Source organism: Stenotrophomonas sp. MYb238 (assembly GCF_009496535.1).
GTDB lineage: Bacteria > Pseudomonadota > Gammaproteobacteria > Xanthomonadales > Xanthomonadaceae > Stenotrophomonas.
The window spans coordinates 59639-83811 of record NZ_WIDL01000013.1 but is presented as its reverse complement, the minus strand read 5'-3'; the positions used below and the strand labels follow the sequence as shown (position 1 = coordinate 83811).

At 69.6% G+C, this 24173-nt stretch carries 19 protein-coding genes and 3 tRNA genes; 17 read left to right on the top strand and 5 right to left on the bottom strand.

Annotated features, from left to right (window positions below; genetic code table 11):
* The first annotated feature begins 6 nt into the window (after positions 1-6).
* The 12 genes from CQ393_RS10455 (at position 7) to CQ393_RS18070 (ending at position 9580) form a co-directional block, all read left to right on the top strand.
* Entirely contained in the window at positions 7-429 is a 423-nt protein-coding gene (locus CQ393_RS10455) for a biopolymer transporter ExbD (RefSeq protein ID WP_153191493.1), read from the top strand.
* Positions 426-2171: a lipid A export permease/ATP-binding protein MsbA gene (msbA, locus tag CQ393_RS10450; RefSeq protein ID WP_153191492.1), complete on the top strand. Its 1746-nt coding sequence runs from the start codon at positions 426-428 to the stop codon at positions 2169-2171. Before CQ393_RS10455 ends, msbA begins: the two co-directional genes overlap by 4 nt.
* Positions 2171-3193 (top strand): tetraacyldisaccharide 4'-kinase, encoded by a 1023-nt coding sequence (gene lpxK / locus CQ393_RS10445; protein WP_153191491.1) that lies wholly within the window; start codon positions 2171-2173, stop codon positions 3191-3193. The genes msbA and lpxK overlap by 1 nt, the downstream gene beginning before the upstream one ends.
* A gap of 165 nt (positions 3194-3358) precedes the next feature.
* Complete coding sequence (gene kdsB, locus CQ393_RS10440) at positions 3359-4132, top strand: 3-deoxy-manno-octulosonate cytidylyltransferase (protein WP_153191490.1); 774 nt, start codon at positions 3359-3361, stop codon at positions 4130-4132.
* A complete protein-coding gene (locus tag CQ393_RS10435) occupies positions 4129-4617 on the top strand; it encodes a low molecular weight protein-tyrosine-phosphatase (protein WP_153191489.1) in 489 nt (162 codons plus the stop codon). Before kdsB ends, CQ393_RS10435 begins: the two co-directional genes overlap by 4 nt.
* Positions 4614-6029, top strand: a complete 1416-nt coding sequence (locus tag CQ393_RS10430; RefSeq protein ID WP_153191488.1) for a hypothetical protein — start codon at positions 4614-4616, stop codon at positions 6027-6029. The genes CQ393_RS10435 and CQ393_RS10430 overlap by 4 nt, the downstream gene beginning before the upstream one ends.
* A complete protein-coding gene (uvrC, locus tag CQ393_RS10425; protein WP_153191487.1) occupies positions 6026-7873 on the top strand; it encodes an excinuclease ABC subunit UvrC in 1848 nt (615 codons plus the stop codon). Before CQ393_RS10430 ends, uvrC begins: the two co-directional genes overlap by 4 nt.
* A 7-nt stretch (positions 7874-7880) precedes the next feature.
* Positions 7881-8495, top strand: coding sequence for a CDP-diacylglycerol--glycerol-3-phosphate 3-phosphatidyltransferase (gene pgsA / locus CQ393_RS10420; RefSeq protein ID WP_153191486.1), 615 nt, complete (start codon positions 7881-7883; stop codon positions 8493-8495).
* Positions 8496-8545: 50 nt separating this feature from the next.
* Positions 8546-8621 (top strand) — tRNA-Gly (locus tag CQ393_RS10415).
* A 183-nt stretch (positions 8622-8804) separates the two neighbouring features.
* A tRNA-Gly gene (locus CQ393_RS10410) sits at positions 8805-8880 on the top strand.
* Between the two features lie 77 nt (positions 8881-8957).
* Positions 8958-9031: transfer RNA gene (locus CQ393_RS10405), tRNA-Cys, on the top strand.
* Positions 9032-9424: 393 nt separating this feature from the next.
* The gene (locus CQ393_RS18070) at positions 9425-9580 is read left to right on the top strand and encodes a hypothetical protein (RefSeq protein ID WP_194269643.1); all 156 of its coding nucleotides are present in this window, start codon (positions 9425-9427) and stop codon (positions 9578-9580) included.
* Between the two features lie 75 nt (positions 9581-9655).
* Here the strand turns inward: CQ393_RS18070 and CQ393_RS10400 are convergent, their stop codons facing one another.
* The 5 genes from CQ393_RS10400 to CQ393_RS10380 all read right to left on the bottom strand — a co-directional run bounded on the left by CQ393_RS10400 (position 9656) and on the right by CQ393_RS10380 (position 15445).
* Entirely contained in the window at positions 9656-9871 is a 216-nt protein-coding gene (locus CQ393_RS10400; RefSeq protein ID WP_153191485.1) for a hypothetical protein, read from the bottom strand.
* A gap of 343 nt (positions 9872-10214) precedes the next feature.
* Positions 10215-12125, bottom strand: a complete 1911-nt coding sequence (gene dxs, locus CQ393_RS10395) for a 1-deoxy-D-xylulose-5-phosphate synthase (RefSeq protein WP_153191484.1) — start codon at positions 12123-12125, stop codon at positions 10215-10217.
* 272 nt (positions 12126-12397) lie between these two features.
* Complete coding sequence (locus tag CQ393_RS10390) at positions 12398-13063, bottom strand: HNH endonuclease (protein WP_153191483.1); 666 nt, start codon at positions 13061-13063, stop codon at positions 12398-12400.
* A 77-nt stretch (positions 13064-13140) separates the two neighbouring features.
* Complete coding sequence (locus CQ393_RS10385) at positions 13141-14931, bottom strand: acyl-CoA dehydrogenase C-terminal domain-containing protein (protein ID WP_153191482.1); 1791 nt, start codon at positions 14929-14931, stop codon at positions 13141-13143.
* Positions 14932-14968: 37 nt separating this feature from the next.
* On the bottom strand, positions 14969-15445 hold the full coding sequence (locus CQ393_RS10380; RefSeq protein ID WP_153191481.1) for an LEA type 2 family protein: 477 nt from the start codon (positions 15443-15445) through the stop codon (positions 14969-14971).
* A gap of 177 nt (positions 15446-15622) precedes the next feature.
* Between CQ393_RS10380 and CQ393_RS10375 the strand changes: the two genes are divergently transcribed.
* From CQ393_RS10375 to CQ393_RS10355, 5 genes are all read left to right on the top strand, one after another.
* Positions 15623-18979, top strand: a complete 3357-nt coding sequence (locus CQ393_RS10375) for a TonB-dependent receptor (RefSeq protein WP_228114449.1) — start codon at positions 15623-15625, stop codon at positions 18977-18979.
* A gap of 61 nt (positions 18980-19040) precedes the next feature.
* On the top strand, positions 19041-19628 hold the full coding sequence (locus CQ393_RS10370; protein ID WP_153191480.1) for an RNA polymerase sigma factor: 588 nt from the start codon (positions 19041-19043) through the stop codon (positions 19626-19628).
* Positions 19612-20619: a FecR domain-containing protein gene (locus CQ393_RS10365; RefSeq protein ID WP_153191479.1), complete on the top strand. Its 1008-nt coding sequence runs from the start codon at positions 19612-19614 to the stop codon at positions 20617-20619. Before CQ393_RS10370 ends, CQ393_RS10365 begins: the two co-directional genes overlap by 17 nt.
* 15 nt (positions 20620-20634) lie before the next feature.
* Positions 20635-22455: an amidohydrolase family protein gene (locus tag CQ393_RS10360; RefSeq protein ID WP_153191478.1), complete on the top strand. Its 1821-nt coding sequence runs from the start codon at positions 20635-20637 to the stop codon at positions 22453-22455.
* Positions 22456-22722: 267 nt separating this feature from the next.
* Positions 22723-24168 (top strand): amidohydrolase, encoded by a 1446-nt coding sequence (locus CQ393_RS10355; protein WP_228114447.1) that lies wholly within the window; start codon positions 22723-22725, stop codon positions 24166-24168.
* Positions 24169-24173: the final 5 nt, after the last annotated feature.

Below are 24173 nucleotides of genomic sequence, written 5' to 3'. Positions count from 1 at the left end.
CCCCGCATGCGCATCCGCAACGACCGGGCCCAGGATGAACCGCATATCGATCTGGTGCCGCTGATCGACGTGATCCTGGTGCTGATCATCTTCTTCGTGGTCACCACCACCTTCGACGCGCGCTCCACCCTGCAGGTGCAGCTGCCCACCGCCAGCGACCAACACAACGCCGAGCCGCCGCGCTCGCTCAGCGTGCTGGTCAACGCCGACGGCCGCTACTTCATCAACGACCAGGAAGTGCTGCGCACCGACGTGGAATCGGTGAAGCGGACCATCGTCCAGGTCGCCGGCGACGACCGCGGGCAGACCGTGCTGCTGCGCGCCGACGCGCGTACCCCCTATCAGGCCGTGGTGACCGTGCAGGATGCGCTGGGGCAGCTCGGCTTCCGCCGCATTGCCATCGCCACCGCACCGGAGACGCAGCGATGAGCCGGCACGAGACCCCCTGGCAGACCTACCGGCGCCTGCTCGATTTCGCGCGGCCCTATCGCGGGCTGCTGATGATGGCCGCGCTCGGCATGCTGATCGAGGCGGCTGCCGGCGGCGGCTTCCTTGCGCTGATGAGCCCGATCACCAACAACCTGGTGAATCCGGAGGACATCGATCCGTGGATGCCGCTGGCCATCGTCGGCCTGTTCGTGCTGCGCGGCATCGCCGGCTACCTGACCGACATCGGCATGGGCAAGGCCGCGCGCAGCATCGCCCGCGACCTGCGCGTGCGCGTGCTGGGCAAGTATCTTCGTCTGCCCGGGCTGCAGTTCGACAACGAACCGGTGCCGTCGATGCTGGTGCGGCTGGGCTCGGACAGCGACCAGGTGGCGCAGGCCGCGGTCGACGCGATGAAGGTGGTGCTGCAGCAGTCGCTGCAGGCACTGGCCTCGCTGGTGATGATGCTCTGGTACAGCTGGCAGGTGACGCTGGCGATCTTCGTGCTGGCGCCGCCGCTGGCGTGGGTGATGGACAAGGTCGCCAAGCGCTACCGCAGCATCAGCCACCGCATCCAGGAAAGCGGCGCCGAATTGCTGCAGGCCGCCGACCAGACCCTGTCCAGCCAGCAGGAGGTCAAGATCTACGGCGCGCAGCGCAGCGAACTGGACCGCTACGGCGCGCTGGCCGACACCAATCTCAAGCTGGCGATGAAGGTCGAGGCCACGCGCAGCATTTCCTCGGCGATGGTGCAGCTGATCGGCGCGGTCGGCCTGGCGGTGCTGCTGCTGATCGCCGGCCACGAGGCGGCCGCCGGGCGCCTGACCGTCGGCGATTTCGTGGCGATGATGCTGGCGATGATGGCGATCATCCCCGCGCTCAAGCAGCTGACCAACGTGCAGAACATGACCCAGCGCGGCATCGCCTCGGCGCAGCGCCTGTTCGTGGTGCTCGACGCCCAGGACGAGCCGGATGCCGGCACCCTGGAGCTGCAGCGGGCCGAAGGGCTGCTGGAGTTCCGCGACGTCACCGCGCGCTATCCGGGGCAGACGCGGCCGGCGATGGAAGGCATCAGCTTCGTCGCGCGCCCGGGCACGGTGACGGCGATCGTCGGCCGCTCGGGCAGCGGCAAGTCCACCCTGATCAAGCTGATCCCGCGCTTCTACGAGCCCGAGTCCGGGCAGATCCTGCTCGACGGCCGCCCGGTGCAGGATTACCGGCTGGCCGACCTGCGCCGGCAGATCGCGCTGGTCGGGCAGCAGGTGGTGCTGTTCGACGGCAGCATCGCCCAGAACATTGCCTACGGCGAACTGCAGGACAGCAGCGCCGACCAACTGGAGCAGGCCATCGCCGGCGCCAACGCCCGCGAGTTCGTCGACCAGTTGCCGCAGGGCGTGGACGCGCAGGTCGGGGCCAAGGGCGGACGCCTGTCCGGCGGCCAGCGCCAGCGCCTGGCGATCGCGCGCGCCATGCTCAAGGACGCGCCGATCCTGATCCTGGACGAGGCCACCGCGGCGCTGGACAACGAATCGGAGCGGCTCGTGCAGGATGCCCTGCAGCGGCTGATGCCCGACCGCACCACGCTGGTGATCGCGCACCGTTTGTCCACCATCGAGCACGCCGACCAGGTGCTGGTGATGGACCAGGGGCGGATCGTCGAGCGCGGCACGCACCAGGAACTGCTGGCGCTGGGCGGCCTGTACGAACACCTCTACCGCATGCAGTTCCGGGAAAGGCAGGGCTGATGGCCGGCAAGGGAACGCAGACGCCGGCATGGTGGTATGACGGCGCCCCGGTGCCGTGGACGGCCCGCCTGCTGGCACCGCTGTACGGCGCCGTCGCCGGCCTGCGCCGCGGGCTGTACCGTCGCGGCTGGCTGCGGCGCCGCCAGGTGCCGGTGCCGGTGATCGTGGTCGGCAACATCACCGCCGGCGGTACCGGCAAGACGCCGCTGACCATCGAACTGGTCGAGCGCCTGCGCGATGCCGGCTGGAAGCCGGGCGTGGCCAGCCGCGGCTATGGCCGCGACGAGGCCGGCAGCGCGCGCTGGATCACGCCGGACCTGGCGCCCGAACTGGGCGGCGACGAGCCGGTGCTGATCGCCTGGAAGACCGGCGTGCCGGTACGCGTGGACAGGGATCGTGTCGCCGCGGCCAGGGCGTTGCTGGCAGCCGGCTGCGATGTCGTGGTCTGCGACGACGGACTGCAGCACTACCGGCTGGCGTGCGACATCGAGATCGAGGTGGTCGACGCGCAGCGGCGCTACGGCAACGGCCGGCTGATGCCCGCCGGACCGCTGCGCGAGCCGGTGGCGCGCGCGCGGGAATGCGACTTCCGCGTGGTCAACCTGGGCCAGGCCAGCGATACCGGCGAAACGCCGGCGGCCTGCGGATTCGGCGAATGGACGATGCGCCTGCGCATCGACAGCGCCCGCCCGCTGCGCGGCGGGCGCGAGCGCCCGCTGCAGGGCTTCGCCGGGCAGCGCGTGCATGCCGTGGCCGGCATCGCGCATCCGCAGCGCTTCTTCCAGATGCTGCGCGCGCGCGGCATCGGCGTGGTGCCGCATGCCTTCGCCGATCATCACCGCTACCAGGCTTCGGACCTGTCCTTCGGCAGCGAACTGCCGGTGTTGATGACCGAGAAGGACGCGGTGAAGTGCAGGGCATTCGCCAGCGACTGGCACTACGCCGTGCCGCTGCAGGCCGAACTGCCGGCCGCCTTTTGGGTGGCGCTGCTGGACCGGCTCACCAAGCTGGCGCGGGCTTGACCCTTCTGCCACCGGGAGAAGGTGCCCCCGAAGGGGCGGATGAGGGCAAGGGCGAAGCCACGTGCAGTTCAATACCGCGAAGGCTTCGCCCTGTACCCGCTCCCCAACCCCTCTCTCCGAGGGAGAGGGGCTTGTCGCATTTGGCCTTGAAGGGCAAGGAGTGTCATGAACAGCGTTCCCGATTTCGTCGTCGCCATCCCGGCGCGTTACGCCTCCACGCGCCTGCCGGGCAAGCCCCTGGCATCGCTGGGAGGACGACCGATGGTGGCGCGCGTCGCCGGCCGCGCCCTGGCCGCCGGCGCGCGCGAGGTCTGGGTGGCCACCGACGATGCGCGCATCGCCGACGCGCTGGCGGGGCTGCACGGCGTGCGCGTGGCGATGACGCGCGGCGACCATGCTTCCGGTACCGACCGCCTGGCTGAATGCGCGCGCCAGGCTGGCTGGGACGACGACACCATCGTGGTCAACCTGCAGGGCGATGAACCTTTCGCGCCGGCGGCCGGCATCCGTGCGGTGGCCGCGACCCTGGCCGCCAGCGGCGCGCCCATGGCGACCCTGGCCACGCCGGTGGAAGACGCGCCGACGCTGTTCGACCCCAATGTGGTCAAGCTGGTGCGCAGCGTGCAGGGCGATGCGCTGTACTTCAGCCGCGCGCCGATTCCGTGGCACCGCGATGCGTTCGCCCTGTCCACCGCACAGCTGCCGCAGGGGCAATGGCTGCGCCACATCGGCATCTACGGCTACCGCGCCGGCTTCCTGCAGCGGTTCGCGGCGATGCCGCCGGGCACGCTGGAGCAGATCGAATCGCTGGAGCAGCTGCGCGTGCTGGAAGCGGGTTTCCGCATCGCCGTCGCCTTGTCGCCCGAGCCGTTCCCGCCCGGCATCGACACGCCCGAGGACCTGGCGCGCGCGGCCGCGCTGCTGGAGGCGGCGCGTTGAAACTGCTGGTGGTGTGCCTGGGCAACATCTGCCGCTCGCCGATGGGCGAGGGCGCGCTGCGCGCCCGGATCGAGCGCTCGCCGCTGGCCGGGCGGGTCGAGGTGGATTCGGCCGGCACCGCCGGCTGGCACCAGGGCAAGGCGCCGGACCCGCGCGCCGTGGCGTGCGCGCGCCGCCACGGCGTGGACATCTCCGGGCTGCGCGCACGCCAGCTGCAGCCCGACGACTTCCTCCGTTTCGACCACGTACTGTGCGCGGACCCGGCCAATCTGGACGATGCCCGTGCCTTGGCGCCGCCCGGCACGCGGGACAAGGCCGCCCTGTTGCTGCCGTGGGCGGGCATCGCCACCGCCAGCGTCGTACCAGACCCCTATTACGGCGACGACACGGATTTCGAGCACAGCTGGTCGCTGCTGGAGGCGGCCGCCGAAGCAGCGGTAAGGCGCCTGTCGGCGCGGCTCGACTCCGGCATAATCGGGCCATGAACGCTCAGCCCGCCATGGATCTTCCCAAGTCCGGCACCTGGCTCAATGCGGCCCCGTCCACGTTGCAGGACCACGCCGGCCGCCCCCTGGTGCTGGCCTTCGTCAATGCCGCCTCGGTCTGGTGCGTGCAGCGGCTGTCCGAGGTGCTGCAGTGGCAGGCCCGCAATCCCGGGCGCCTGCAGCTGCTGGTGGTGCAGGTTCCGCGGTTCGATTTCGAGCGCGAGCCGCAGCCGGCGTTGAAGCTGCTGCGCCGGCATGGCGTCACCGCGCCGATCCTGCTGGATGCGCAATGGGAGACGTGGCGCCGGTTCGGCATCGAGGCATGGCCGACGCTGCTGCTGATCGATGCCCGGGGCCAGGAGCGCGAGCGGCTGGTCGGCGCGGCCGGCGATCTCGAGCGCAGCCTCAACGCGCTGTGCGAAGGGCTGGCGCCGCCGCTGGACGAAGACCTGCGCGCGGTGCCGGAAACCCACATGGAACCGCGCCTGCCGCTGCGTTTCCCTGCCGGGTTGGCGGCCAGCGCCGACCGGCTCTATGTCGCCGACACCGGCCACCACCGCATCCTGGAGTGCACCCATGCCGGCCGCGTCCTGCGCCAGTTCGGCGTGGGCAGCGCCGACCTGGTCAACGGCCCGGCGGCCGATGCCGCCTTCAACCGGCCGCATGGTCTGGCGCTGGAGCGCGAGATGCTCTATGTGGCCGATACCGGCAACCACGCTCTGCGCCGCATCCACCTGCCGAGCGGGCAGGTCGACACCCTGTGCGGCACCGGGCGCGCCGGCGATCCGGTGGCCGGCGTGCTGTCCCAGCCCTGGGACAGTCCGCTGAACCATCCGCTGGACATCGCCCTGGCCGACAACCAGCTGCACATCGCCATGGCCGGCGACAACCATGTCTGGAGCTACGACCTGGGCATCCGTTCGCTGCGCTGGCGCGCGGGCGCGGGCGCCGTGGAAGTGCGCGACGGCGGCGGCCATCTGGCCGCGTTCGCTCAGCCCTGCGGCGTGGTGGCGGTGCAGCAGGTGCTGTACGTCTGCGACGCACTCGGGTCGGCGATCCGTTCGGTGCAACTGCGCGGCGACGTGGTGCAGACGCTGGTGGGGCAGGGGCCGTGGGAGTTCGGCCTGACCGACGGTCCGCGCGTGCGCGCGCACCTGCAGTACCCGCAGGCGATCGCGATGGGCAGCGAGTCGCCGCTGCTGTGGATCGCCGACGCCGGCAACGGCTGCCTGCGCATGCTGCGCCTGGGCGGCGGCGACCTGTCCACGGTCAACCTACCGCGGCGCCTGCACGGCCCGGCAGCGCTGGCGGTGGCCGCCGGCGCGGTGTGGATCGCCGAGACCGACGCGCATGCGATCCTGCGGTTCGATCCGGTCAGCGGCGAACTGGGCCACGTGCCGATCGAGGAATGAGCGGCAAGGCGACAAGCGGCTTCGACGGCAAGGCGTACGCGGCGGCGTTGAGCACCGCGCCGGGCGTCTACCGCATGTACGCGGCCGACGACACGCTGCTGTACGTCGGCAAGGCCGGCGCGCTGCGCAAGCGCGTGGGCAGCTATTTCAACGGATCGCCGAAGAGCCACCGCATCATGATGATGCTCGCGCAGGTGGCGCGCATGGACGTGACCGTCACCCGCACCGAGGCCGAGGCGCTGCTGCTGGAGAACCAGCTGATCAAGTCGCTGGCGCCGCGCTACAACGTCTCCCTGCGCGACGACAAGACCTACCCGCAGGTGCTGCTCACCCGCGAGCAGTGGCCGCGCATCGCGCTGCACCGCGGCCCGCGTTCGATCCCCGGCCGCTACTACGGCCCGTATCCGGGGGTGGGCGCGGTACGCGAGACGCTCAACCTGATGCACAAGCTGTTCAAGCTGCGCAGCTGCGAGGACAGCGTGTTCCGCAACCGTTCGCGTCCCTGCCTGCAGTACCAGATCGGCCGCTGCAGCGCGCCCTGCGTGGAACTGGTGGCGCAGTCGGACTACGACGAAGCGGTGCGCCGCGCCGCGCTGTTCCTGGAGGGCAAGAGCGACCAGCTCGCCGACGAACTGATGCAGGCGATGCAGCAGGCCAGCGACGCGCTGGAATTCGAGCGCGCCGCGCGTCTGCGCGACCTCGTCGCGTCCCTGCGCAGCATGCAGAACCGGCAGTACGTGGACGGCCGCGCCGCCGACTTGGACGTGCTGGCCTGCGCCACGCAGGGTGCCAGCGCCTGCGTGCTGCTGCTCGCCTTCCGCGACGGCCGCAACCTCGGCACGCGCGCGTTCTTCCCGCGCACCAACGGCGAGGACAGCGCCGAGGAAGTGCTGGCCGCGTTCGTGTCGCAGTACTACGTCGAGCACGCGCCGCCGCCGGAAGTGCTGCTGGACCGCGAGATTCCCGATGCGGAAATGATCGAGGCCGCGCTGAGCACGGCGGCCGAGCGCAGGGTCGCGCTGAGATGGAGCGTGCGCGGCGAACGCGCCGGCTACGTGGAACTTGCCAGCCGCAACGCGCAGATCACCCTGGTCAGCGAACTGGACAGCCGTGGCGCGCAGCACGCGCGCAGCGAGGCCGTACGCGAAATGCTGGGGCTGGCCGAGCCGGTCAGGCGCGTGGAGTGCTTCGACATCAGCCACACCATGGGCGAGGCGACCGTGGCGTCGTGCGTGGTGTTCGACGCCGCCGGTCCGGTGCGCGCGCAGTACCGGCGCTACAACATCGGCGGCATCGAACCGGGCGACGATTACGCGGCCATGCGCCAGGCCATCGACCGCCGCTTCCGCCGCGCGGTGGAAGAGCAGGGTGTGCTGCCGGACGTGCTGCTGATCGACGGCGGCGCCGGGCAGCTCGCGCAGGCGCAGGCCGCGCTGGCCGACCTCGGCGTGGAGGGCGTGCTGCTGGTCGGTGTGGCCAAGGGCGTCGAGCGGCGCGCCGGCCACGAGGCGCTGGTGCTGCCGGACGGGCGCGAGCTCCGTCCGGGCGCGGCATCGCCCGCGTTGCAGTTCATCCAGCAGGTGCGTGACGAAGCGCACCGTTTCGCGATCACCGGCCATCGCGGGCGCCGGCAGAAGGCGCGCATGACCAGCAAGCTGGAGGATATTCCGGGCATCGGGCCGCGCCGCCGCGCCAGCCTGCTGAAGCATTTCGGCGGACTGGCCGGGCTGAAGGCGGCGGGCGAAGTAGAGATCGCGCGCGTGGAAGGCATCAATGCCGCCCTTGCAACGCGCATCTACGCTAACCTTCATGGACTGTCGATCCCGGATCCGGCAGCGGAGTAGAGCTGTAATGACCTTGACCGTACCCACCTGGCTGACACTGCTGCGGATCGTGATGATCCCGGTGCTGGTACTGGTGTTCTATCTGCCGTACACGTGGACCAACTTCGCCGCGGCCGCGATCTTCGGCCTGGCGGCGATCACCGACTGGCTCGATGGCTGGGTCGCGCGCCGCTACCAGATGCATTCGGCGTTCGGCGCCTTCCTCGATCCGGTGGCGGACAAGCTGATGGTGGCGGTGGCGCTGTTCCTGATCGTGCAGGGGCATCCGACCGCGTGGATGGCGTTCTGGGCCGCGGTGATCGTCGGCCGCGAGATCGCGGTGTCGGCGCTGCGCGAATGGATGGCCGAGATCGGCCAGCGCGCCAAGGTGCGCGTGGCGATGATCGGCAAGATCAAGACCACCGCGCAGATGGTCGCGCTGCTGTGCCTGCTGTACTCGGTATCGCCGAACACGCCGATGGCGAGCATCTGGATGGGCGGGCCGATTTTCCACATCGGCGACTGGACGCTGGCGATCGCCGCGTTGCTCACGCTGGTGTCGGCCGTGCAGTACCTGCGCGCCGCTTGGCCGAGCCTGCGCGAGGACGAAATCGCCGCGCGCTCGCAGTCGAAAAAAAGATGAAAGAGAGCTGTTGACAGGCAGGCGATTGCATGTAGAATTTCGCCTCCCAAGCGGGAATAGCTCAGTTGGTAGAGCGCAACCTTGCCAAGGTTGAGGTCGCGAGTTCGAGTCTCGTTTCCCGCTCCAGATCGATGAAAGTTCCGGGTTTGCATGGAGCGTCGTCGGAGGGATTCACCCCAGGGATAGCGGACGGCCGTGGCGGCCGGATGCGGTATCCGACGGATGGCCAACGCCTCCGGGAGCGTGAAGAAAGTTGTTAAAAAAGCTGGCGCAACACCTACGAAGTCTGTAGAATGCACGGCTCCCAAAGCGGGAATAGCTCAGTTGGTAGAGCGCAACCTTGCCAAGGTTGAGGTCGCGAGTTCGAGTCTCGTTTCCCGCTCCAAATAAGGAAAAGGCCCCGCGCGCGGGGTTTTTTCATATCGGGAGGCAAATTTCCTCCTGTAAGCTCGAAAAGATTCTGGCCTGGTAGCAGAGTGGTTATGCAGCGGATTGCAAATCCGCGTACGCCGGTTCGATTCCGACCCAGGCCTCCATTTGAAGCCCTGATTGATTCAGGGCTTTTTCTTTTTCCGATACCGGATCCTGCGCGTCCTGCGGGTAATGCCCGGCGCGTCAGCCGGTAATACCGCCGGCCTGCATGCGCTGCGCATGACGGAATCAGACAACGCGGCGATGCGGGTATTACAGCCTGCCTGGCCTTTGCGCCACGGACACATATCGGTCGCACGGCACAGCTTCTGTGCCGCGGTTGTTACGAGAGCGAAAAACCGCGTGTGCGGCCTCTTCTCCTGCATCCATCGCGGTACAGGCGCGCCGGTGCAGTCAGCGTCGTGATCCGGGTTTTGACGGCTGCGCACAACGTACGAACGGCGGGAACGGGATGCTCGTGGTCACGGCGAACGGCCGTGGTTACCAGGAAGAGCGTCATGACCAATCAGCGCGAGCAGAATCCGAACCCGCAGCAGAATTTCGGGCAGCAGAACCAGCAGGGCAACCAGAACCAGAAGCAGCAGCCCGGCCAGCAGCAGGACCAGGGCCAGGAGCGCAAGGCACCGGGCCAGGGCAACGAAGAAGAGGAGTGAGCACGGTCTTCGCGGACGTACTCAACGGCCCAGCCATCGACCGATGGCTGGGCTTTTCATTGCTGGCGGCTGGCGTTAGACCAGGATGGCCTGGTGGATCGCGCCCATGTGTTCGGCGGCCCTGGCGAGTTCGTTGACGATGTGGATGCGGGCCTCGCCGTGCCGCGCGACGGCCGCCTGCTGCAGTTCCTGATAGACCTGCCAGAACTCCGGTCCGGAGCCGTGCGCGACGTATGCGGCATGGAGTTCCATCCATTCCTCGTTCGCCAGGTACTGCGCGCTGTATCCCATGCTCCCTCCGTGCGTTGACGTTCCCCGGGCATGTGAAGATATCCGCCGATTCATTTCCGGATCGTTCAGAGGATGTCGACAAGAAATCAAAACGTGATGGACATCCGCCTGTGGCGCCGATGCGATGCCGATAGCGCGACCGGCGTAGGCCGAGGCGCGGCTTAGCCCTTGTTTCCAGCCTTGTCCGCCCTCCAATTCCCTGAAACCAGGAGGCATGCCATGCGAGCCCTCCGGGAGCGCACATGCATGCGAGGCGCAGATAAGCAGCGGATCCCGGGGTGCCGGGCGCGCGGTGGGAAAGGGCGATGGAAGTGGCGCCAGGACGCCGCCGCCCCGGAGGGCCTCAGCCGGCCGCGCTCATCGGCGCTGTCGGAGTGCGCACGTCAGGCCAGCGCCGCAGGATCGCGTCGCGGATGCCGGCGGCATCGATGCCGGCCTCGGACAGCAGGTCCTCGCGGCTGGCGTGGTGCTGGAAGCTGTCCGGCAGGCCCAGGTGCAGCACCGGCATGAGGATGGCGTCGGCGTTGAGCAGTTCGGACACGCCCGAGCCGGCGCCGCCGGCGACCACGTTGTCCTCGACGGTGACGAAGCCTTCGTGGGTGCGCGCGAGGTCGAGCACCATGGCCCGGTCCAGCGGCTTGACGAAACGCATATTGACCACGCTCAGGCCGAGTTCGCGGCCGACCTGCTCGGCCGCCGCGACGGTCGAGCCGAAGGCGAGGATGGCCAGGCGGTGGCCCTGCGCGCGCAGCTGGGCCTTGCCGATCGGCAGGGTGGACAGGTCGACGCCGGGCGCGACACCCGGGCCGGTGCCGCGCGGGTAACGCACCGCCGCCGGTCCCTTGTACTGCAGGCCGGTGCTGAGCATCTGCCGGCACTCGGCCTCGTCGGCCGGCGCCATCACCACCATGTTCGGCACGCAGCGCAGAAAGCTCAGGTCGAGGTTGCCGGCATGGGTGGCGCCGTCCGGGCCGACCACGCCGGCGCGGTCGACGGCGAACAGCACGTCCAGGTCCTGGATGGCCACGTCGTGCACCAGCTGGTCGTAGGCGCGCTGCAGGAAGGTGGAGTAGATCGCCACGACGGGCTTTGCGCCCTGCGTGGCCATGCCCGCGGCCAGCGTCACCGCGTGCTGCTCGGCGATGGCCACGTCGAAGTAGCGCTGCGGGTACTCCCGGCTGAAACGCACCAGGCCCGAGCCCTCGCGCATCGCCGGGGTGATGCCCATCAGCTGCGGTTCGGCGGCGGCGGCATCGCACAGCCAGTCGCCGAACACGTCGGTGTAGGTCGGCTTCTTCGGCGCGCTCTTGGCCGGCAGGCCCTTGCTCGGGTCGAACGGGCCGACGGCGTGGTAGCCGATCTGGTCGCCCTCGGCCGGCTCGTAGCCCTTGCCCTTGGTGGTCATGATGTGCAGCAGGTGCGGTCCCTTCTTGCCCTTGAGGGTCTTCAGGGTGGACAGCAGCAGCGGCAGGTCGTGGCCGTCGATCGGGCCGGTGTAGTGGAAGCCCATCTGCTCGAACGCGGTGGACGGCACGAACATGCCCTTCCACTGTTCCTCCCAGCGCTTGACGAAGCGCGCCGGCGGGCTGTGGCGCTTGTCGCCGAGGATCTTCTTGCCGCCTTCGCGCAGCGCATTGAGAGTGCGGCTGGCGGTGGCGCGGCCGAGCATCTTGGTCAGCCCGCCCACCGCTTCGGAGATGGACATGTTGTTGTCGTTGAGCACGACGAGCACGTTCGGCTCCTCGTCCATGCCGCCGGCGTGCGCCAGCGCCTCGAACGCCATGCCGGCGGTCATCGCGCCGTCGCCGATCACCGCCACCGTCCTGCGTTCGTCGCCCTGGCGCTGGCGGGCGATGGCCATGCCCAGCGCGGCGGAGATCGACGTGGAGGAATGGCCGACGCCGAAGGTGTCGTACTCGCTTTCCTCGCGCTTGGGGAACGGCGCCACGCCGTCCTTCTGCTTGACGGTGTGGATGGTGTCGCGGCGGCCGGTCAGGATCTTGTGCGGGTAGGTCTGGTGGCCCACGTCCCACACCAGCTGGTCGACCGGGGTGTCGTAGAGGTAGTGCAGGGCGACGGTGAGTTCGATCACGCCCAGCCCGGCGGCGAAATGGCCGCCGCTCCGGCCCACGGATTCGATCAGGTAATCGCGCAGTTCGCCGGCGACCGCGGGCAGCTCCGTTTCATCGAAGGCGCGCAGGTCGTGCGGGGTCTGGATGCGCGACAGGCGCGGGTAGCGGACGGAGTCGATCATTTTCTTCGTATTTCAGCCGAAGCGGTATTTTCGCCCCCATTCCGGGGTGGGGCAAGCAAACCGCCGACGGCGTGAGCAGGCGATGACGGAAGCGGAGGCCGCGGTTCAGGGAGGGCGGCCCGCGGTGCATGCCCGGGCAGGAGCGACTTCAGTCGCGATGGAGACTTCCCGGTAAGGGTTGCCGGTACGGCCCTGTCGCGACTGAAGTCGCTCCTACGGGGGAGTTGTGGCCCTGTGGCGTGTGGGCCGGGCAAGGCCGGCATTGCACGGCATCATGCGCTGCGGCGCAACGCCTTCTTCGGCAGCTGCGCCTTCAGGAAGGCCATCTGGTCGGCCAGGATGTTGCGGTTGGACAGGATCAGGTGCTCGATCCAGCTCGGCCGGTACGGCACCGCCAGCAGCGGCATGTTGGCCTGCTGCGGGGTGCGGTTGGCCTTGTGCGAGTTGCACTGGAAGCAGGCACTGACCACGTTTTCCCAGATGTCGCGGCCGCCCTTGGACAGCGGCATGACGTGATCGCGGGTCAGGTGCGGGCGGCTGAACTGCTGGCCGCAGTACAGGCACAGCTGCGCGTCGCGGGCGAACAGCGCGGTGTTGGTGAGGTTGGGCGTGGGGTCGATGGCGCGCGAGCGGGCGTGGCCGCGCGAGGCGATGATCGGGTGCAGGTCCAGGCCGCTGCGCAGCCCGCTGGCGCGGTTGGTGGCGCCGTGCACATGCAGGCAGGGATCGCCCAGGGTCCAGGCCACCGCGCCGCGCGCGTAGAGGCAGGAGGCTTCCTGCCAGTTGATCCAGTCGAGCACGCGGCCATGGGCGTCCAGCGACAGCAGGCGCACGGAACCAAGGCGGTGCAGGGAGGGCGGTAGCGAAAACTCCGCTTCCGGAGCGGATGCGGCGACTCCGGTATCGATCAGACCACGCGGTGTAGTGTCTGTCTCCATCGGGAAAACAGCTTATACACGAAGCGTGACAGTTTGTGTAAAGCCGGCCGCCATGGTCGATGGCGGCCGGGCCGGGTTCACTCGCCGAAGCGCGCGGCGTCCATGGCCATCAGCGGCTCGGCGCCGCTTTCCATGCTGCCGGCATGGGCCAGGGTGCGCGGCAGGATGCGCGCGTAGTAGAAGCGCGCGGTTTCCAGCTTGGCCTGCTTGAAGCCGTCGGTATGGGGCGAGGACTGCGTCGCGGCCACGGCGCGCGCCCACCAGTAGGCCAGCGCGACGTAGCCGCTGTAGAACAGGTAGTCCCAGCTGGCCGCACCCAGTTCGTCCGGGTTGGCGGCGGCGCGCTGCAGCACGTTCATGGTCAACTTGCCCCATTCCTGCGCCCTGGCGCCCAGCACCGGCAGGAACTCGGCCACGGCGGGGTTGCCGGCGTTGGCGGCGATGAACGCCTCGATCTCGGCCAGGAACAGTTTCAGGCCCGCGCCCTGCGACACGGCGGTCTTGCGCCCGATCAGGTCCAGCGCCTGGATGCCGGTGGTGCCTTCGTACAGGGTGGTGATGCGGGCATCGCGCGCCAGTTGCTCCATGCCGTGCTCGGCGATGTAGCCGTGGCCGCCGAAGCACTGCTGCGCGTTGTAGGTGCACTCGATGCTCCACTCGGTCAGGCAGGCCTTGACGATGGGCGTGAGGAAGCTGACCAGGGTCTCGGCGTCGGCGCGTACCTGCGCGTCGCCGGCGTTCTGCGCGGCGTCGAGCTGGGTGTAGGCGTGGGCGGCGAGCAGGCGGCCGCCCTCGGTCAGCGACTTGATCGACAGCAGCATGCGCCGTACGTCCGGCTGGGCGATGATCGGGTCGGCCGGCTTGTCCGGCAGCTGCGCGCCGCCGGGCGCGCGCGACTGCAGGCGCTCGCGGGCGTAGGCCAGCGCGCCCTGCCAGGCGCGTTCGGACTGGGCCAGGCCCTGGATGCCGACGCCCAGGCGGGCGGAGTTCATCATCACGAACATCGCCTGCAGGCCCTTGTGCGGCTGGCCGACCAGGTAGCCCTGGGCACCGTCGAAGTTCATCACGCAGGTGGACGAGCCGTGGATGCCCATCTTGTGTTCCAGCGCGCCGCAGCGCAGGGCGTTGCGCTCGCCCATGGCGCCGTCGCGGCCGACCTTGTACTTGGGGGTGACGAACAGCGAGATGCCCTTCGGGCCGGGAGGCGCGTCGGGCAGCTTGGCCAGCACCAGGTGGACGATGTTCTCGCTGAGGTCGTGCTCGCCGGCGGTGATGAAGATCTTGGTGCCGGTGATCGAATGGCTGCCGTCGGCGTTGGGCTCGGCGCGGGTCTTGATCAGGCCCAGGTCGGTGCCGGCGTGCGGCTCGGTCAGGCACATGGTGCCGGTCCAGTGGCCGGCCACCAGCGGCTTGAGGAAGGCTTCCTTCTGCCAGTCCTGCCCGTAGTGCTTGAGCGCCTCGACCGCGCCGTGCGACAGCATCGGGAACAGGCTCCAGGCCAGGTTGGCCGAGGACACCATCTCGCTCAGCGCCATGCCCAGCGTTTCCGGCATGCCTTGGCCGCCGAATTCCGGCGCCGCGGTCAGGCCGGTCCAGCCGCCTTCGACGAACTGCGCATAGGCTTCCCGGAAGCCCGGGGCGGTGGTGACCTCGCCGGTGGCCTTGTCCAGGGTGCAGCCGGCCTCGTCGCCGACGGCGTTGAGCGGGGCCAGCACGCTGGCGCTGAAGCGGCCGGCTTCCTCCAGCACGGCGTCGATGACGTCGGCGCTGGCGTCTTCCAGGCCCATCGCGGCGAACAGGGACTCGGCCTTGAGCACGTCGTGCAGGGCGAAACGGAGGTCGGTGACGGGGGCCTTGTAGTTGCTCATCGGTGCGGTCTCGGACGAAACGGAAAGGGGAAGCGGATCAGCGCAGCACGCCGGGCAGGCCCGGCGCCTGGTTCAGGCTGTTGCGCCCGTCCACCTCGAAGCTGCGCTGCTTCTTCTCTTCGGGCGTGGCCTTGACCGTGCCCTCCAGCTCGTAGAACAGCGAGCGGCCGCCGGCCAGGGCGTCGGCCATGACGATGCGGGCCGGCGAGCTGGGCTGCAGGCGGATCTTGACCACGTCGGCCGACTCCGGGCCGATGGACAGACCGGGCGCGGCCCTCAGGGTGCCAGCCGCCTGGTCGCCCACCTTCATCTCCAGCGCGATGTCGTCAAAGCGCATCGGCATCGAGCTGTAGTTGCGCAGGCGCAGCTCCACGTCCCAGCTGCCGTCGTTGCCGACGGTGAGCTGCTGGATGCCGGCGGCGGGCTCGGAAACCCGTTTCACCACGCCACCGCCGCAGGCGGCGAGCGCAAGGGTGAGAACTGCGGTCAGGACGTACTGTGGGCGAAAACGCATACTGCTCGGTCCTCGGGTCCGGAAGGAATCGCCCAAAGGATACTACGCCGTATGGCGGGCGGGGCCGCGCGGGCGCCGCAGGCGACGGATGGCGGAACTTTTCCGCCTGCCCATCTAGGCATGTCAGGAGACCGACAAAGTCGCCGCATTCGCATCTATCCGGAGAGGGGTTCATCAATGCGTTCATACAAGTTGTTGCCGCTGGCAAGCGCGATCCGTGGCGGCCTGGCCGCCGTCGCGCTGTGCGTGGCCATGCCGGCGTCCGCCGCGCCACCGCAGTTCGACATCGAAGGCGGCAGCATCGAGGACGTGCTGCCCGAGTTCGCCCGCCAGGCAGGCCTGCAGATCATCGCCCCGGCGACGATGGGCGATGAGGGGCGCATCGAGGTCGGGCAGGTGAAAGGCCGGATGGATGCGCGCCAGGCGCTGAACCGTCTGCTGGACGGCACCGGGCTCACCGTCGCCTCGGACGACGGGCGCACCATCACCCTGCGCGCCGCCGCGCCGATGCTGGCCTCGCTCGGCGGCCTGGGCGGCCTGGCCGTGGCGCAGGCCGCCGAGCCGGAACCGGTGCCGGCGCCGAAGCAGGCCGAGCCGGCCGGCCAGAAGGTCAGCACGCTGGACCAGGTCTCGGTGGTCGGCAGCCAGATCAAGGGCGTGGCCGCCTCGGAGACCCTGTTGCCGGTGATCGGGCTGCAGGCCGAGCAGATCGAGGCCACCGGCGCGGTCTCCGGCGACGAACTGTTCCGCTCGATCCCGCAGATGGGCGATGTGACCTTCCGCAACGGCTTCGGCACCAACAGCAGCAACTACGCGCGCGGCGACATCGCCTCCATGAACCTGCGCGGCCTGGGCGTGGGCAATACGCTGCTGCTGATCAACGGCCGCCGCACCGTGGTCCACCCCACCAGCCAGGCCGACGAGCAGCTGGTGCCGGTGCTGACCTACAACGCCAACACCGTCCCGGTCGCCAATCTGCGCCGGGTGGACGTGCTGCTCAACGGCGCCTCGGCGATCTACGGCACCGACGCGGTGGCCGGCGTGGTCAACAACGTGCTGCGCGACGACGTGGACGGCGGTTCGGTCAGCGTGCAGTACGGCTTCGGCGAGGGCACCGGCCTGCGCGACCGCAGCCTCAACGGATTGTGGGGCAAGAACTTCGCCGACATGCGCGGCAACATCACCGTCGCCTACAACTACCAGGACAGCACCGGGCTGGATTCCTGGGACCAGTCGTGGACCAACAGCCACCTGCGCTGGTTCGATTTCGAAGGCACGGAGTTCGATGGTTCCAACGCGCTGGACCTGCGCACGACCACCGGGCGCTGGGGCCAGTTCACCGCCCAGCATCCGGGCATCATCCGCTCCAACGGCAAGGCCCTGACCACGGCGGCCGGCTTCTTCCACGTGCAGCCCGATACCAACGAAGGCTGCGCCGTCACCATCAGCGACGGCGTCTGCATGCAGTCCGGTTCGGCGGCGACCTCCGGCGCCGACCGCAATACACGGTACGACGCGAACAAGAGCATCCCGGTGACATTCCAGCCGGACCTGGACCGCGTCAACCTGTTCGCCACCGGCAAGTACGACTTCGACAACGGCGTGGGCTTCTTCAGTGAGCTGGGCTACTACCGCTCGCGTTCGCGTTCGCTGCAGCAGCCGGTCAACTCGATCGCCTCGCTGCCGGCGACGGTGGCGGCCAGCGGCTACTGGAACCCGTTCGGCGCGAAGTACCTGCCCGACGGCTCGCTCAACCCGAACCGGCTGCCGGGCCTGAACATTCCCGACGAGGGCGTGGACGTGGTCATCCGCAACTACCGCTTCGACGAGCCCACACGCGTCACCGTCGACAACTCCCAGGTGCGCGTGCTGGGCGGCCTGCGCGGCTTCCACTACGGCTTCGACTGGGAAAGCGCGCTGCTGTACTCGCAGGCCAAGGTGCGCGATTCGCAGAACTCGGTCAGCGCCACGCTGTTCGAGGCCTCGATGGCCGGCTCCACGCCCGACGCCTACAACCCGTTCGGCGCCGGCAACAGCCAGGCCGCGATCGATTCGGTCATGTACGAATCGGTGCGCAAGAGCGAAAGCACGCTGATGCTCTGGGACTTCAAGGCCTCGCGTCCGGACCTGCTGAAGCTGCCGGCCGGTGAGCTGGGCGTGGCGATGGGCGTGGAAGCGCGCCGCGAGAAGCAGCTGGACGACCGCGACCCGCGCCTGGACGGCACGATCACCTGGCACAGCCGCGCCGGCGTGGAATATCCCACCGACCAATACGGTGTCAGCCCGACGCCCGATACGCAGGGCTCGCGCTCGGTGGGCGGCGTCTACGCCGAACTGTACGTGCCGCTGGTGTCGCGCGACTGGAACATCCCGCTGGTGCGCAGCCTGGACATGCAGATCGCCGGCCGCGCCGAGCATTACAGCGACTTCGGCAGCGTCGCCAAGCCGAAGGTCGCGCTGGGCTGGGAAGTGTTCGATGGCCTGAGCCTGCGCGCGTCCTGGTCGCAGGGCTTCCGCGCGCCGAACCTGGAGCAGGTCAACGCGACGGTCATCACCCGCGCCAACTCGCGGCGCGACCACATCCAGTGCGAGGCCGAGCTGCGCAACGGCACCATCGCCAAATACAGCGACTGCGCACACAGCTACAGCACCGCCGCGCGGCGTTCGGGCAACCCGGACCTGAAGCCGGAAACCTCGGACAACACCAGCGCCGGCGTCGTGTTCGAGCCGAAGTTCCTGCCCGAGGCGATGGGCAGGCTGCGCCTGTCGCTGGATTACTACAAGTACAAGCAGGAAGGCATCATCGGCATCTTCGGCGAGGGCAACGCGCTGATCCTGGACTACGTGATGCGGGTGCAGGGCGGCAGCAACCCCAACGTGATCCGCGCCGATCCCAACGCCGACGACATCGCCCGTTTCGAGGGCACCGGCCTGGCGCCGGCCGGCCAGGTGCTGTACGTGCTCGACCAGTACGTCAACCTGCTGCCGCAGACCGTGCGCGGCGTGGATTTCGGCCTGAACTGGGTCTCGCCCGAAACGGCCGCCGGGCGCTTCAACCTGGCGCTCAACGGCACCCGCCTGATCGAGTACTACCGCGAAGTCTCGCCGGCCATCCAGGAACTGCTGGACGCGCGCGAGGCCGGCATCATCAACGCGGCCACCTCGATCGGCGGCGGCGGCGACCTGATCATGGTCGACGGCAAGCCCAAGTGGAAATGGAGCGGCACGCTGAACTGGACCCTGGGCAATTTCCAGGCCGGCCTGAGCGCGCGTTACGTCGGCAACTTCTACGACACCGCACTGCAATATCCGGACGGCCGCTACTGGGAACCTGGCTCCAGCACCTTCTGGAACGGCCACGTGAAGTACAACCTCGCCGGGGATGGCTGGCTGTCCGATACCTCGATCAAGCTGGGCGTGAACAACATCGACAACCGCCGCCCGCCGGTGTCGGCCGATTCGCGCGGCTACCTGTCCACGCTGTACTCGGCCACGCCGCGCTACTGGTACATCAACGTGACCAAGGCGTTCTGATGGAACGATATGGCGCATGCGACCACGCCCGGCCACAGCCGGGCGGACCGGGAGGCGCGGCATGAGCGCGGCGATGGCCGCCGGGCGCGCGCTGTGGCTGGCCGAACACGTGCTGCCCTGCGAACCGGCGCTGCGCGACTGGCTGCGGCGCCGGCTGCCGGTGCACCAGGACGTGGACGACGTGATCCAGGAGACCTACGCCATCCTGGCGGCGATGGCCGATGTCTCCCATGTCCGTCAGCCGCGCGCGTACGTGTACTCGGTGGCGCAGTCGGTGGTGCTGCAGCAGCTGCGCCGCGCCCAGGTGGTGTCGATCGAGGCGGTGGCCGAGATCGAGCGGGTGGCCAGCAGCGGCGAGGAGGCGTGTCCGGAGCGGACCGCTTCCTCGCGGCAGGAGCTGGCACGGATCGGCGCGCTGATCGACAGCCTGCCCGACAAATGCCGCGAAGCCTTCGTGCTGCGCCGGGTCGAAGGCTATTCGCAGCGCGAGATCGCCCAGCGCATGCGGATCAGCGAGAACACCGTGGAGAAACACATCTGCAAGGGAATCCGGGTATTGATGGATTCGATGAAGCGCGATGGAGAGGACGTGGAAGAGGGCAGGGACAGGCTCGGAGCCGGAGGAGCGAGACATGCGCGCGCACGATGAACGCAGCATCGACGATATCGCCGCGGCCTGGGTGGCGCGCGAGGACCGCGCGCCGCTGACGGCCGCCGAGGCCGAATCGCGCGATGCCTGGCTGCAGGCCAGCGTGCGCCATTTCGGCGCCTACGCGCGGGCCCATGCGGTGCTGGCGCGTACCGGCCGCGCGCGGGCGCTGTCTTCCGGCGCGGCGCCGGCCGCGCCTGCGCCGCGCCCGCGCTTCGGGCGCTCGCGGCGGATGCTGCGCTGGGCCGCCGGCATGGCCGCGGTGCTCAGCCTGCTGGCGATCGGCGTGCAGCGGCAGAACGACGATGCCGAGTACTACGCCACGCGCAAGGGCGAGATCCTGCGCGTGCCGCTGCAGGACGGGTCGGCGATCACCCTGGACTCCGATTCGCAGGTGCGCGTGCGCTACACCGATGCGCGCCGCAACATTACCCTGCTGCAGGGCGAGGCGCTGTTCGACGTGGCCAAGAATCCCGGGCGCCCGTTCGTGGTGCGCGCGCAGGAGACCGACGTCACCGCGGTGGGCACCAGTTTCGCGGTCAGCCTCAACGAGCGCCGCAGCGGTGGCGTCGAGGTGCTGGTGCGCGAGGGCGTGGTGGACGTGGCCGATACCCAGGGTGCGGTGGCGCCGGCGCGGCTGCTGGCCAACTACCGCGCGCTGGCCAACCGCAGCCACGGCATCCGCATCGAGGCCGTGCCCAGCGAGGATCTCGCGCAGCAGCTGGCCTGGCGCGAGGGCATGCTCTCCTTCAACGGCGACACGCTCTCGGTGGCCGCCGCGCAGTTCCTGCGCTACAGCGATACCCGCATCGTCATCGACGATCCGGTGGTCGGCAGCCGCCGCATCGTCGGCCTGTACTCGGCCAGCGACCCGCTCGGGTTCGCCCGCAGCGTCGCCCTGAGCCTGGGGCTGGTGGTCGAACAGCAGGGCAAGGTGGTGCGCCTGCGCACGCCCGAAAGCGCGCCGCGCGCGGCGCATTCCATGCAATGACTCCGGATTGACTACATGAACGGGAACAACCGGCGCCTCCGCGCGCTCGCGGCGCTGACCGCGCTGCTGCTCTCCACCGGCCAGGCCTGCGTGGCCGCCACCGCCGCCGACACCGCGCTGCTGATCCGCGATGCGATGGTGTTCGACGGCACCGGGCGACCGGCCTATCCGGCCAGCGTGCTGGTGGAGGACGGGAAGATCGCCGCGATCGCCACCGGCGGCGAGCGGCTCGCCGCGCCCAAGGGCGCACGCGTGGTGGAGGCGCGCGGGCAGGCGCTGCTGCCCGGCCTGTTCGACCTGCATACGCACTGGACGCCGAACGCGCGCCCGGCCGAACTGCCGCAGATCGCCAACCTGTATATGGCCGCCGGCGTGACCACGGTCAGCGATTTCCACGAACCGCCCGAAGCGTACGCGCCGCGCCGCGCATGGCTGGCGGACATCGCCGCGCCTGACGTGAAGTTCGCCGCGCGCATGAGCACGCCGCTGGGCCACGGCGCCGACTGGGGCGACGAGAACACCACGCGCTGGGTGAATTCGCCCGAGGCCGCGCGCGCCGGCGTGCGTGCGGTCGCCGCCTACAAGCCCGATTTCATCAAGGCCTTCACCGATGGCTGGCGCTATTCCAATGCCGCCGACAACAGCAGCATGGACGAGGAAACCCTGGCCGCGCTGGTGGACGAGGCGCACAGGCACGCGTTGAAGGTGTTCACCCACACGGTGATGGTCAAGCGCGGCAAGGTCGCCGCGCGCGCCGGCGTGGACGTGATCGCGCACAGCGTGCAGGACATGTCCGTGGACGAGGAACTGGTGCGGCTGATGCGCGAGCACGGCACCGCCTACGCGCCCTCGCTGGCGGTCTATTTGCCCGGGCGCGTGGACGGCAGCGGCAAGGGCGGTGCGCGTACGGAGGTGTTGCAGCAGCGCGAGCGCAACTTCGCCAATGCCCTGCACAACGTGAAGGTGCTGCACGATGCCGGCATCCCGGTGGTGGTCGGCACCGATGCGGGCATGACCGGCACCCCGCACGGCGCATCGACCCTGCGCGAGTTCGAACTGCTGGTCGATGCCGGCCTGACGCCCGCCGAGGCGCTGGTGGCCGGCACCGCCAACAGCGCCCGCGCGCTGGGCGTGGGCGACCGCGGCACCATCGAGGTGGGCAAGCGCGCCGACCTGCTGCTGGTGAAGGGCCGGCCGTGGGAGCGCATCGGTGACATCCGCAATACCGAGCGGGTCTATGTCGCCGGGCGCCAGGTGCACGGCAAGGGCACGCAGCTGCCGGCCGGCAACCGCGCGCTGTCGCTGCCGGCGCAGCCGGTGGCGGCGCTGGTCGACGACTTCGAACGCGCCGACGGGCGCACCGCGCTGGATACGCTGCGCATCGACGAAGCCGATGGCGGCAACGACCGCACCGTGCAGGTCAGCGAGGTGATTGCGCGCGAGGCCGGTGGCAGCGCGCTGTCGGTGCAGGCCCGGCTCTCGACCAAGCCCGACGCCTATGCCGCGGCGATCCTGCCGCTGAGCCGCGGTTCGGTCGCGCCGGTGGACGTGCGCGGTTATCGCGGCATCCGCTTCGAGCTGCGCGGCGGCACCCCGGCGCTGCGGCTGGAAGTGCGTGCGCTGGACGGGCGCCGCTTCGCCGTGCCGGTCGAGGCCGCGCCGCAATGGCGCACGCTGGAGATCCCGTTCAGTGCGCTGCGGGGGCTGCCGCCATACCGCGCCAAGGGTCCGCTGCCCGAGTGGAAGGGCGACGACGTGCAGCAGCTGGTGTTCTCGGCCGGCGGCGCGGCCGGCGACAAGGTGTGGTTCGAAATCGACAACGTCGGCTTCTACTGAGGGGCGGGGCGTCGGCCATTCCAGGGCAATGCGTTCCCATTACCCTGGAATTAACCCGGCCAAAATTGCTCTGCGCAGAGCCTTGCGTAGGAGCGACTTCAGTCGCGATCGGGCTTGCCCGGTAAAGCCCCATCGCGACTGAAGTCGCTCCTACGCGAATCGTTGCTTCATCCGCGTTTTGCTGGCGCTCCATGCATGCTTGACGCGCTTGCAGATCGCTTTGGGAAGGCTGTTGAAATGTTCGATCAAAGGGAGCGGAGACAGGCGATGAATCGAGGGATGCTTGCCAGCGCGGTGCTGCTGGCGATGCTGGCCGGCAGCGCCGCGGCGGGCGACGGCGACGTGCTCGCCAGCCTGGACGCCTATGCCGCGCGCCAGGCGAAGGTCGGCCAGTTGCTGTGGCAGCAGCCGGAGCTGGGCTACCTGGAAGAGAAATCCTCGCGGCTGCTGCAGCAGGAACTGCGCCAGGCCGGCTTCCGCATCCAGGCCGGCGTGGCCGGCATGCCGACCGCGTTCGTCGCCTCCTACGGCACGCGCGGCGACGGTCCGGTGATCGCGCTGCTGGCGGAAATGGACGCGCTGCCCGGCATGGCGCAGGCGGCCGAGCCGGTGCGTGCGCCGATCGCCGGGCAGGACGCGGGACAGGCCTGCGGCCACAACCTGTTCGGTGCTGCATCCGTGGGTGCCGCGCGTGCCATCGCGCAGTGGCTGAAGGACAGCGGCACGCCGGGCGAGGTCCGCCTGTACGGCACGCCGGCCGAGGAGGGCGGTTCGGGCAAGGTCTACATGACCCGCGCCGGCCTGTTCGACGACGTGGACGTGGTGCTGCACTGGCACCCGGCCTCGGAGAACTCCGCCGCGCAGGGCACCAGCCTGGCCAACATCAGCGGCAAGTTCCGCTTCCATGGCGTCGCCGCGCACGCGGCCATTGCGCCGGACCGCGGCCGCTCCGCGCTCGATGCGGTGGAGGCGTTCAACCACATGGCCAACCTGATGCGCGAACACGTGCCCGACGGCACCCGCATCCACTACGTCATCAGCAACGGCGGCAGTGCGCCCAACGTGGTGCCGGACTTCGCCGAGGCCTACTACTACGTTCGCCACGTCGATCCGGCGGTGGTGCGCGAGGTGTTCGCGCGCCTGCGCAAGGCCGCCGACGGCGCGGCGCTGGGCACCGGCACCACGGTCGAGTTCGAGCAGACCGGCGGCGTGTTCTCGCTGCTGCCCAACGACACGCTGGGGCAGGTGATGCAGGCGGCCCTGGAGCAGGTGGGCGGCGTGCGCTACGACGCCAAGGACCAGGCGTTCGCCGAGACGCTGCAGCGCAGCCTGGAGCGGCGTCCGCCGCTGGCGACGGCGATGCAGCTGCAGCCGTACCGTGCGGACGAGGCCGGCAGCGCATCGACCGATGTCGGCGACGTCAGCTGGAACGTGCCGACCGTCGGCCTGGGCACCGCCACCTGGGTGCCGGGCACGCCGGCGCACAGCTGGCAGGCGGTGGCCGCCTCCGGCGCGCCGATCGGCGCCAAGGGCGCGCTGAACGCCTCCAAGGCGCTGGCGTTGGCCGCGGTGCGGCTGTTCCAGTCGCCGGACACCGTGCGCAGGGCTAGGGACGAGTTCGGCCAGCGGCGCGGCGCGGACTTCCGCTACGTGCCGCTGCTGCAGCGCGACGCGCCGCCGCTGGACTACCGGCGCCGGCCTGCCGCGCCGTGACGCCG